This window comes from Peptostreptococcus canis, assembly GCF_014229965.1.
Lineage (GTDB): Bacteria > Bacillota > Clostridia > Peptostreptococcales > Peptostreptococcaceae > Peptostreptococcus > Peptostreptococcus canis.
In genome coordinates this window covers 498,439-510,587 of record NZ_JABGBW010000002.1, presented here as the reverse complement: position 1 = coordinate 510,587, position 12,149 = coordinate 498,439, and the positions used below count along the sequence as shown (strand labels likewise).

General features: G+C 30.5%; 9 protein-coding genes. All 9 read left to right on the top strand.

Annotated features, from left to right (window positions below; all coding sequences use genetic code 11):
* Window positions 1–22 precede the first annotated feature (22 nt).
* A complete protein-coding gene (locus HLB29_RS05285; RefSeq protein ID WP_185624100.1) occupies window positions 23–235 on the top strand; it encodes a heavy-metal-associated domain-containing protein in 213 nt (70 codons plus the stop codon).
* 293 nt (window positions 236–528) lie between these two features.
* Window positions 529–1,968 carry a C40 family peptidase gene (locus tag HLB29_RS05280; RefSeq protein ID WP_185624099.1) on the top strand — a complete coding sequence of 480 codons (1,440 nt, stop codon included), beginning with the start codon at window positions 529–531 and terminating at the stop codon, window positions 1,966–1,968.
* A gap of 373 nt (window positions 1,969–2,341) precedes the next feature.
* Window positions 2,342–2,797 (top strand): hypothetical protein, encoded by a 456-nt coding sequence (locus HLB29_RS05275; protein WP_185624098.1) that lies wholly within the window; start codon window positions 2,342–2,344, stop codon window positions 2,795–2,797.
* A gap of 60 nt (window positions 2,798–2,857) precedes the next feature.
* Entirely contained in the window at window positions 2,858–3,841 is a 984-nt protein-coding gene (locus HLB29_RS05270) for a peptidylprolyl isomerase (protein WP_185624097.1), read from the top strand.
* A gap of 13 nt (window positions 3,842–3,854) precedes the next feature.
* Entirely contained in the window at window positions 3,855–8,219 is a 4,365-nt protein-coding gene (locus tag HLB29_RS05265; protein WP_185624096.1) for a cell wall-binding repeat-containing protein, read from the top strand.
* A gap of 422 nt (window positions 8,220–8,641) precedes the next feature.
* The gene (gene rsxC, locus HLB29_RS05260) at window positions 8,642–9,982 is read left to right on the top strand and encodes an electron transport complex subunit RsxC (RefSeq protein WP_185624095.1); all 1,341 of its coding nucleotides are present in this window, start codon (window positions 8,642–8,644) and stop codon (window positions 9,980–9,982) included.
* Between the two features lie 19 nt (window positions 9,983–10,001).
* The gene (locus HLB29_RS05255; protein ID WP_185624094.1) at window positions 10,002–10,976 is read left to right on the top strand and encodes an RnfABCDGE type electron transport complex subunit D; all 975 of its coding nucleotides are present in this window, start codon (window positions 10,002–10,004) and stop codon (window positions 10,974–10,976) included.
* Window positions 10,976–11,542, top strand: coding sequence for an RnfABCDGE type electron transport complex subunit G (locus HLB29_RS05250; RefSeq protein WP_185624093.1), 567 nt, complete (start codon window positions 10,976–10,978; stop codon window positions 11,540–11,542). The genes HLB29_RS05255 and HLB29_RS05250 overlap by 1 nt, the downstream gene beginning before the upstream one ends.
* An 11-nt stretch (window positions 11,543–11,553) precedes the next feature.
* Window positions 11,554–12,147, top strand: coding sequence for an electron transport complex subunit RsxE (gene rsxE / locus HLB29_RS05245; RefSeq protein ID WP_185624092.1), 594 nt, complete (start codon window positions 11,554–11,556; stop codon window positions 12,145–12,147).
* The last annotated feature ends 2 nt before the right edge of the window (window positions 12,148–12,149 follow it).

Here is a 12,149-nt window from a genome sequence, read left to right as displayed (position 1 = left end):
TTAATTTTTAGGAGGATAAATTATGAAAAAAAGATTAATCATTCAAGGAATGCATTGTGCGAATTGTGTAAAAGGATTAGAAATGGTTCTTACTGAAGATGTGGATGGTGTCAGTATTGATAAAATTGATTTAGAAGGTGGATATGCTGATATATTTGTAGAAGACGGTGTGACAGATGAAGCCTTAAAAATTGCTGTAGAAGAACTTGGGTTTGAGTTAAAAGGGATAGAGTAATTTTTGCCAATCAGCACATTTATGAAAAAGTTACTAAAAAGTTACAAATATTGAATTTTATATATTGGAAAAAGTTACAAGAAAATGCCTGAAAGTTACAAAAAACTACTTGATTATTACATTTTTTAAAAAAAATACTTTACAAACTGTAACAATATGATGTATTATAAGAGTGTAGCAAAAAAAATGTGTATGGAAATGTAATCTTTAAATATAAAGATTTAATATATTGTAACAAAGTGTGATACTAAGATCAGACTTTTGAATAAAGAATATGAGAGGTGAGAATTTAGATGAAAAAAGCAATAACAGTGTTAGGGTTAGGTGCAGCTGCAGTAGCTATATCAGTTTCGAACGCTAGCGCAATGGAACAAACAGAAACAACAGCAGAAATTAACCTTAGAGAACAGCCAAGTGCGACTTCAAATAAGGTCTCAGAACTTCAAACAGGAGCTAAATTGAAAGTAATTAGTAGCCAGGATGGTTGGACAAATGTGGAAACTGATGATGGTCAGAATGGCTGGGTTAGTGGATATTATGTATCAAATGAACAATCAGAAGAAGGCGAAACTGAAGAAACTCAGATTGAAGAGCAGAATATAGAAAATAAGGAACAGGATATAGAAAACCAGAATAACAATGAAAGCATAAATGCAAATACAAGTAATGCAAATGTAGAAACAAATGTGAAGGATAGAAATATAGAATCTAATGAAGTATCAAATGCAAATTCTGAGTTTGATTCGAATTCTGTAAATAGCAGTGTGAAAACTAGTCAAGGAAAAGAAGTAAGCATTAAATCAAATGCAAAAATAGCTTCTACTCCTTCTTTGAATATAAGAATAGGACCATCTGTATCAAATGGGGTTTCCGGAATAATATATAAAGGTGAAATCTTTAAAGTGGTATCAAAATCATCAAATGGATGGTATAAAGTAATACTTAATGACGGTACAACTGGTTGGGTAAGTGGTAAGTATGTAAATCTTACTAACGAAGTAGATAACTCTAATATTCCTGGTTTTGTTGGAAAAGATGAAAAAGCCATAAAGAAAGAGACTTCAAATCCTAATCAGGGAACAGTTAATAGTAAAGTAGGTCTAAATGTAAGATCAGGTGCAGGTACTAAAAATGCAGTAATATCTACTTTACCAAGTAACGCAGTTGTGAATATTATCGGAAAAGAAAATGGTTGGTATAAGATTAAGCTTGCAAATGGTAATATAGGATATGTAGGGGCAAACTACATTAAAGCTGATACATCTGCAAATAAATCTGCTAATGGTGAAGATGTTTCTTCAGGAACAAAAGTTGATAATAATAATGCAAAAAAGAATGTATCTAATCCAACATCAACTGTTACAGGAAATAAAATAGTTGACTTTGCACAGACATTATTAGGTACTAGATATGTATGGGGTGGAACTACTACTAATGGATTTGACTGTTCAGGTTTTACTCAATATGTATACAAGAAAGCAGCCGGAGTATCTATTCCTAGAGTATCGAGAGCTCAGGCAACAGCCGGTTCTCATGTTGATTCAAAAAGCATGAAAGCAGGAGATTTGCTTTACTTTGATACTATGGGTGGAGGAAGAACCAGTCATGTAGGAATTTATATGGGTAACGGTAAATTTATACATGCCAGCGGAAGTGCTGCAAGACCGGAGTTTGTAAAAATATCTAATTTAGCCGAAAAATGGGTTAAGTTATTAGGTGCTAGAAGATTTTAGTATTGTATAATTTACAGCAAGAATAATAATTGAAGATTTTAATTAACACTAAATGTGGAATTCCATGTTTAGTGTTTTTTTTGATCTTGAAAATAAAAGTGATAAAAAATGTAGAATCAGTTAATTTTGGAAATTGATTCGAAAATGAACAAAATGTTGATTGAAGAAATTAAAAATCTAATAAAAACCTAAGAAATTCTAAAGAAAAACTAATGAAATTGAATATTCATATCAGTTAATATGTGATATAATTTAATTGCGGATAACGTTATTCAAGTAAAATTATTTTTCACCTATAAAAATGTTTATTTTTATAAAGTAGGTGTCATGTTTGTGTACTCAATAAGAGTATTAGTTTTTAAGGAGGGTTTTTATGAAAAATAAGAAAATATTGTCTTTAGCAGCATCAATAATGTTGGCAGCAACTGTAGCTGTTCCTAGTTTTGCAGCGGTTCCAAAAGATCCAAATCTTGATAATGTAAATGTGAAAGTTTGGAAAAATATTCAAGCAGGTGAAGAATACACTGGAATGGGAGCTCATGCAAATAAGTGCTTTGAAGAGGGAATTGGCCTTGTTCCAAATACAGATAAACTTAGAAAAACATATACTAAAAAGCTTAAAGTATTTTTCATAACAGGATACATTGATTCATTAACATTAAATGGTGTTTCTGGTGTCAGAGGAAGCGGAGAAGATTATAGATTCACTTTTCCAGATGTAAATGCTCAACAAATAAGTAACACTGGAAGAAAATATTTTGGTGGGGAAGCTGTTATACACGTTATGGGAAATAAAACAAAGCATATTGATTTAGAAATACAAAGATAGTTAGGTAAAGTGTATATTATAAAAGGGGTCTGAATATTCAGGCTCCTTTGAGGTATAATTATGAAAAAAAAGATAGATTTAAGAAATTCAGTTATTTTTTTAGTTTCGATATTATTTATAAGCATTTTTTTACTTTTTTTATTTGAAAATGAAAAGTATATTGCTATAAATAAGGAATATAAAATATCAGAGGAAGAAATTTCAGATTATATAAAGTTTTCAAAATTTCAGTACTATGAATTATTTTCACCAGAGGAGTGGATTTCTATTAGTAAAACTGATAAACAAAAAGAAATATTGGTAAAAAATACAATAAATAATGTTTTATTATATAAAATTAAAGAAAATGAAATTAAAAAAAACGGAATCACTTTTTCGGACAAAGAAATTAATAAATATATGGAAATGGATGAAAATAATGAATTTAAAAACAAATTACGTAATTATAATATTTCAGAAAATTTTTTAAAAAATCATATTAAAAATTTACTAGTAGAACAAAGCTATAAAAAGAACTTTTTAAAGAGAGTTAATGTATCGAATAAGGAAATTGAAAAATATTATATTAAAAATAAAAACGATTTTATTATTAAGAAAGTACGAATGTATCAAATATGGATTAAAAAATCAAAAGTAGTAAATGGTGAAAATAAAAATCCAAAAAAATTAGCATATGCAGCATATGAGGAGCTAAAAAATGGTAAGGATTTTAAAATAGTTTGTGATAAATATTCACAAGATGATAGAAATTTGGTTGGTGGAGATATTGGATATGTTGATAAAAATACCGTTTTGAGTCAATTAAGAGATACCTTAGATATGGATGAAGGAATTTATAGCAAGCCTATAAAAACTAAAGAAGGTTATTTTATAGTAAAAGTAGGAGATAAAAAAGTAATAACTAAAACATTAAATGAATCAAATCATAAAATCAAAGAAAAAATAAAGGAAAAAAAATATGAAGAGCAAGAAAAGAATATACTAAAAGAAAATAGTATTAATATAAATAAAAATAAATTGAAGAAAATGTATGATTTATTTTAGGAAGGAGATAATAATGAAAAAAAAGTTCAATAATGCATTGGCTGTTTTTATGTCAATGTCAATGTTTGTATCATCTACATTTGTTATGACAGGTAGAGTAGCAAATGCTGAGGAAGGAGAACAAAATATAGTAAACAAGGAATATATGTATACATATACTCCGTATGGAAATATGAAAGAAAAAAAGTATTTTAAAGAACAGGGAAAAACTCTTAAGATTAAGAAAATGAATTATTTGAATGTGTTTTTTTCTCCTATGATGGGGGAATATTCAATGTTCGGGGATATGGCTATAGATAACCCTAAAATTCAACCAATCTTTAATTCTGATTTAATGGGTTTAGAGGACTTTGAGGAAGAGGATGCTAAATTTAAGTTCGGTATTTTTAATGGAGGAGATTATACTGATCTAAGTTCACAATTATCTGATGAAGATAGAGAAAAAGAGATTGAAAAAATCAGAGAAAACTTATCTTTAAAACATTATGAATGGGATAGAGTATTCAGTTATATAGATGAAAATACTAATTATAATGAACCAAAGAGTGGTGAAGAAGTAAGACTTGTAGATACTGAAGAAAAAGATATAACTGAAGCTTCTTATATTGATAATATATTTTGGGGAAATATCAGAAAAAATGATGATAATACTTATTCTATCGATTTAAAAGTTACTGAAAAAATAAATTTTATAAATAATGAAAAAGAATATAAATATACTTTTAATGATGAAAATGTGGAGTTATCTGGAGAACCATATATTAGTGGTGATAATGAAACAGGAAAAGTTACATATAAAGTTTTAAATATAAATATTGGAAATGATCTTAAAAAGGATATAGTAATAGGTGTTAATGAAGGTAATCAAAAAGCAGATTTAAAACTTAAAATAGATCCTTCAACTATAGGAGACGATGATAGTTTAAGTGATGAAATAACTTGTACAGCTCTTAGGGATATGTCATACCCACGAGAAGATCAAAGGAAAGATTATAGTAAAGATTTATTAAATAATTATATTTATCAAGGGAATAGTGCTAAGGTCATACTAAATATTTGTAAATTATCAGGAGCGAGTGCTTTTGATAGGGTTAAATATTCTGTTGATGGTTCAGACCCAAATGAAAATTCTAATAATCTTGTTGTAAATCCATATATACCTCAAGAAAAGATACAAACTTGTTCTATTTCTATCAATAGTGCAATGGAATCGAATCAAAATATAAAAGATTCCAGCCTATATGATGGAGGTAAAAAAATATTAAAATTTAGGGTATTCCATGGAAATAAACCATCATCAAATATATATAAGATGGAATTAAATATCAATAAGAAAACAAAAGATATAATAGAATCTAAATTTAATTTGAATAATAAAGAATATAAATGTGCGATAGGTCAAAATGGTGCTGATGGATATAAGGGTGAAGAAGTATATTATGATACTAAAATTAAGACAGGAAAATTGACTCTATCTGAAAATATTAGAAACGAATTAAAAACAAAAAATATAGGTCGTTATCTGCCGTTATCAGTATCTTTGGTTGATTCTGATGGGAATCCAGCTAAACTTCCAATTAAGTGGGAAGAATATATGACAGAGGATACTCCTAGAGTATATATGGGAGTTGAAAATATTGAAGAAAACTCTTTACACCCGGTTAAAAATTTAAATAAGAAAGAAATTGAACTTTATAAAATTACAGGTGAGGGAACATTAGAGAAAATTGACAATGCGATAAAAACAAATAAAAATGCTAAAAAAATATTTTTAAATTTAGAATTTTTTAATCCTAAAGAAGATATTATTATTGCAGAACCAGATTCAATGGATAGTCAAACAGAACCAGAAGATCCTGATACTCCTGGTGAAAATGAAGATAATCAAAAGAATTTAGAGCTAAAAAGACTGATAGAGGAGTCGAAAGATATTTCTCTAAGAGCAACAAAAACAGATGAAGCAATTGCAAGTTTGGAAAAAATAATAAAAGAGGCAGAATTTGTACTTAATTCTAATGATAAAAATATAGTAAGAGATAAAGAAAATAAATTAAAATTGGAAATACAAAAGATAAAAAGTGACAGTAGCTTAATAAAAGATGTTGGTACTTTAATAAAGAAAGAAACAATTGAAGAAGGTGTATATAATGTATTAGTAAATTTAAGAATGTATGCTAATCCTACTGAATCATCAATGGGAACTAATGCTATTTTACCAAAAGCAAAATTAATAGTTGATAAAAATGGAAATAGAAAACTAAGATTCAATGTTGTAGGAATTAATTATATGAAGTCATATGGACATTTAACAACATTATGGTATTATGATACGCTTAAAGATACTGTGGGAAAAACAGTAATCACATCAAATGATGGAAATAAAGAGGACAATACAGATTTTGGAAATATGAAAGATGCTAAAGTTTTAAAAGAAACTGAAGATATTGACCTCAATGGTGAATTAAGAAAATTTCCTAAGACGATAGAAATTGATTTGAATACATTTAAGTCTGATCCAAAAAGATATATAAGAATTAGGGTAGATGCCATGGATGGTTTGAGTGATATTAACCCATATGATGGAAATAATAATATGGGAGCTAGTAAAGCCGCAATACTTTGCATAGATTATAGATTTTTGGAAAAAGATAAAAATAATAATATGAATCCGGAAGATGATGTAGAGACTGAAAAACCACAGGATAGCGATAACAAACCATCTGCATCAAAAGCGGAGTTAAAGTCAAATATAGATATAGCAGAACATCTGATAAAAGAGAATTTTATTACAGGGGTAAGCAAAAGATATTTGGAAGCTGCCATTAAAGAAGCTAAGAAAGTTTATGACAATAAAAAAGCAGATAAAAATGATATAATAATGGCAAATTCATTAATTAAATTTGCAATAATGAATGCTAAAAAAGAAAATATAAATAATAAAGAAACAAATGAAAACAATGCTGATAAGAAAGAACAAGAAGAAATTATTGAAAAAAATAAGGAAAAAGATGCCATACTATATTCTGTACCCGTAAAATTATATAAAGCATTTGATAATAGTGAATCAATGGGAAATCCGGCTATTGAAAAGAAAGCGATAGTAAAAGAAAAAGATGGAAAATATGAATACTTTATTTCATTTAATGCTATGGAATTTTCAAAAATGAGAGGTCATTTATGGGGACTTTCAATTTACGAAGATGGATTAAATTCATCTCTAAAAGAAGCTAAAATTGATAAAGAATATCAGGATACAGATTTATTAGGTGAAAAAAGAACATTCCCTAAGAGATTCAGTTTTATTAGAAATAAAAATAAAGAGGAACAAATATATGCGCAGGTAAGTGTAGATGCAATGGATGCAATTGCTAGTAATGGGGCATCTACATACGATAAAATAGAAAAAGGAAAAGGAAAACAAAGCGCAAGATTGATGTTTGATTGGAATAATGCCAAGAGAATAGATGAAGAGCAAAAAGATGAAACTATTGAAAGAATTTCTGGAACAGATAGATACTCTACATCGGTTGAAATAAGTAAAAAATATTTTAAAAAGGCAGATACAGTTATAGTTGCCAGTGGTAGAAATAATGCAGATGCTTTAGTATCATCATCTTTGGCAAAAGTGAATAATGCACCTATATTACTGACTGAAAAAGATACAATACCTAATTCTGTTATGACTGAAATAAAGAGACTTGAAGCTAAAAAAGTAATAATAGCAGGAGGAAAATCTTCTATCGGAGAGGATATAGAGAGAAGTTTGAAAAAAAATAATATAAATGTTAGTAGAATTGCCGGTAAAGATAGGATTGAAACGTCTGCAATGATAGCGCAGAATGTTAGAGATAACACAAACTCTAAAAAGGCTATAATAATCAATGGATATAAAGAAGCTGATGCATTATCTGTGGCTGGTCTTGCAACAAAAGAAACCATACCGGTGTTGATGAGTAGGGATAATAATCTAAATAAAGTTGTAAAAGAGAAGTTAAATAATTGGAATGTAGACGAATTGATAATAATAGGTGGAGAATCTTCTATATCTGATAACATAAAGCAGATAGCTAAAGCAAAATCTAAGAAGAGAATATCTGGAAGAGATAGATATGAAACAGCGGTTAAAATAGCTGAACAGTGTTATCCCGAGTCACAGACAGTATTAATTGCTAATGGAGAAAATTCTATAGATGCACTTGCTACAGGTGCTATAACATATAAAGAAAAGTCTCCGATATTATTAGTAAAAGAAAATAGCGTTCCAAATTCTGTAAAAAATAGAATAAAAAATAAGAATTCAAAGAATATTTTAATATTTGGTGGAAAAAGTACTATTTCAAACGCTATTGAAAATGAATTGAAAAAACTCAATAGATAAATAGATATGAAAAGATTATATTAAAATAAATCTATTATAGTAATTAGCTTTGATTTGAATTATAAAAAAATACCGATGGTAAAAGCTTAATTTATGTAACTTTTATTTTAAGAGATAAATTATAAAAAAAATAGTGTATGAAGAGAGTTAAGTTCATACACTATTTTTATGCGATTAATTATCAATAGAGAATAAAATTTAATGATTAAAAAAATATCTATTTATCAATAGAGAATAGAAGAATTTTCGGAATATTGCAAAAAGATAGAGGAATTGTGTAAAAAATACTGTTTTTTTGGAAAAAACTAAAAAAAATGTAAAAAAATGGCGTTATTTTATTAACAATTGTTAAGGTTTTCTATCAATTGTAGTATACTAGTATTGAGATATATTAATATTAGTTAAGAATAGGGGGTAACAGAATGAAGCTCTTAACTTTTAAAGGAGGAATACATCCTCCATATGGAAAAGAGTATGCAAACAAAAAACCAATTGAGAGAGCAAAAGCTCCGGAAACTGTTTATATCCCTCTTCAGCAGCACATAGGTGCTCCGGCAAAATGTATAGTTGAAGTTGGAGAAGAGGTAAAATTTGGACAGAAAATTGGTGAAGCTCAAGGTTTCGTATCTTCTAATATTCACTCTTCAGTATCTGGGAAGGTAAAGGCAATTAAACCGTGCGGTGTTCCAGGTGGTACTGCTATGTGTGTAATCATTGATAATGACTTCAAAGAGGAATTGCATGAAAGCGTTAAACCAAAAGGCGAAATTGAAACTCTTACGAAAGAAGAGATAGTGTCTATTGTTAAAGAAGCAGGTATAGTAGGTATGGGTGGTGCGACATTCCCTAACCATGTAAAGATTTCTCCTCCGCCGGATTCAAAGGCAGAGTATGTAATATTAAATGGTGCTGAATGTGAACCTTATCTTACAGCGGATGACAGATTAATGGTAGAAAATCCGGAGTATGTTGTTTATGGTTTGAGGGCATTGATGAAGGCATTGGATGTCGATAAAGGATTTATAGGTATAGAAGTAAATAAGCCTGAAGCTATCGAAAACATAACTAAGGCAGCACAGCCATATCCTGAGATTGAAGTTGCCAGCCTGGCTGTTAAATATCCGGAAGGTGCAGAAAAACAGCTTATTTATGCATGTACAGGAAGAGAAGTTCCATCAGGTGCTTTACCAATTGCTGTAGGAGCAGTGGTGAGTAACGTTGCGACATCTGCGGCTATTGCAAGGGCTATTAAAGAAGGTATGCCTCTTGTTGAAAGAATAACTACAGTTACAGGTCCATGTATAAAGGAACCAAAAAATTTAATAACAAAAGTTGGTACAAAGTTCAGTGAAATAATAGAACAGTGTGGCGGAATCAAAGAAGGTGTCAAGGCTAGTAAATTAATAGCTGGTGGACCAATGATGGGACTTGCACAGTACACGGATGATATTTCCACTAATAAGGGTTCATCAGGTATCTTAATTTTAGATGAAAGTATGGCGAGAGCTCCTGAACAGATGAACTGTATAAAATGTGGTAGATGTACAGATGTATGTCCAGCATTCCTTCAGCCATTATTTATAAGTGCATATTCGTTAAAAAATAATTTTGATGAAGCAGAAAAGCATAGAGCTATGGATTGTATTGAATGCGGTTCATGTTCGTATATTTGCCCTGCTAGAAGATTATTATTACCTTCTATAAGACAGGCAAAGAGAGAAATCGGTGCTAAGAGAAGAAAAGCTGCAGCACAGAATAAATAATTGTTAAGGGGGAAAAACGATGAATGAAAAATTGATAGTTTCTTCTTCTCCTCATATTAGGACAAAAGAAGATACTTCATACATAATGAAACAAGTTATTCTTGCACTTCTTCCAGCAACAGCGGCTGGTATATATTATTTTAGGGTGCAGGGTCTAATAACTATATTAGCCTGTGTAATCGGATGTGTCGGTTCAGAATGGCTATATTGCAAGATAACAAAGAGAAATAGTACGATACATGATTTATCTGCAGTAGTAACAGGTTTATTATTGGCTTTTAACGTTCCGGCAGGTCTTCCTATCTGGATGTGTTTATTCGGTTCAATATTTTCAATAATAGTAGTGAAGATGTTGTTTGGTGGTATAGGTTTTAACTTCTTAAACCCTGCATTAGCTGGTAGAGCTTTCTTATTAGCATCTTTCCCGGTAGCTATGACTACTTGGTTGAAGCCCGGTGCTAATTCGGATGCAGTTACAACAGCAACTCCGCTTAGTTTCTTAAAGTTGGCGGGCTCTAATTCTACTAATGCCATAAATAGCATACATGATGCAGGTATAACTTTAGGACAGATGTTTATGGGAAATATCGGCGGTACTGTTGGTGAAACATGTTCATTGTTACTGATAATAGGTGGATTATATTTAATATATAAAGGTATCATATCTTATGTAATGCCGGCAACTTATATAATTTTAGTTGTAGTGCTTTCATTTATATTTGGTGGATTTAATGCCGAGTTTGCTATGTATGAAGCTTTGGCAGGTGGTTTATTGCTTGGTGGTTTCTTTATGTTGACTGACTACACTACTTCACCAATGACTAAAAAAGGTCAAATAATATACGCAGCAATAGCGGCAGTAATAGCTACTTGTATAAGGTTATTCGGTGGTTATCCTGAAGGTGTATCTTATTCAATATTATTTGCTAACTGTCTTGTTCCATTGATTGATAAGTATGTAAATAATAGAGTGTTTGGGGAGGTGCGTAAATAATGAATAGTATGGTTAAAAACGGTGGTACATTATTAGCATTCTCTGCAATAGCGGCATTGTTGTTAGCAGTTACAAATCAAGCGACTTCTCCTATTATAGAACAACGTAATATAAAAGCGAATAATGAAGCTAGAATTCAGGTATTACCTGATGCTAAAGAATTTAAAGAAGTGGATGCATCTTCATTTAAGGATGCTAAAGCTGAAACTGTTACAGAAGTTTATGAAGGAGTAAACGGTTCTGAAAAAGTTGGGTATACAATAAAAGCTAATCCGTCTGGTTATGGGGGGGCTGTTGAATTGACAATAGGTATAAGCAAAGATGGAAAGATTACCGGTGTAAGTGTTGGTAACAATCAGGAGACTCCGGGTCTTGGAGCAAAATCTGCTGATCCTGCATTCAATGGTCAGTATAAAGGAAAAGAAGCCAAAGAACTGGAGGTAATTAAGAGCGGTTCACCTGGTGAAAATCAGATAAAAGCAATATCTGGTGCTACAATTACATCTAAGGCTGTTACAAGTGGTATAAATGAAGCCATTAGTGTATTTGGAGTATTAAATAAATAGGGGGGTTAGATATGAGCAGTTTAGGAAAAATATTTAAAAACGGTATAATAGATGAAAACCCTACCTTTGTACAGGTAATTGGTATGTGTCCAACACTTGCCGTTACAAGTTCGGCTATAAATGGTATAGGTATGGGGCTTTCAACAGCGGTGGTACTTGCGTGTGCTAATATCGTAATATCATTACTTAGAAAAATTGTTCCTGATAAAATAAGAATACCTTGTTTTATCGTTGTTATAGCTACATTCGTTACAATAGTACAGATGGCATTAAAGGCATATGTGCCGGCATTAGATAAAGCGCTTGGTCTTTATATCCCATTAATAGTTGTTAACTGTCTAATTCTTGCGAGAGCAGAGAGTTTTGCTTGTAAGAATGGTCCTGGTGCATCTTTCGTAGATGGTATTGCTATGGGACTTGGTTTTACATTAGGTCTTACAATACTGGGTGCTGTAAGGGAAATATTAGGTGCTGGAAGTATATTTGGATTTGTTTTCTTACCGGAAACTCTAAATACACTATTATTCATCTTGCCTCCGGGAGCTTTCCTTACATTAGGATTTTTGATGGCAGTGTTTAATAAGATTACAAAGAAAAAGGCGTAAAG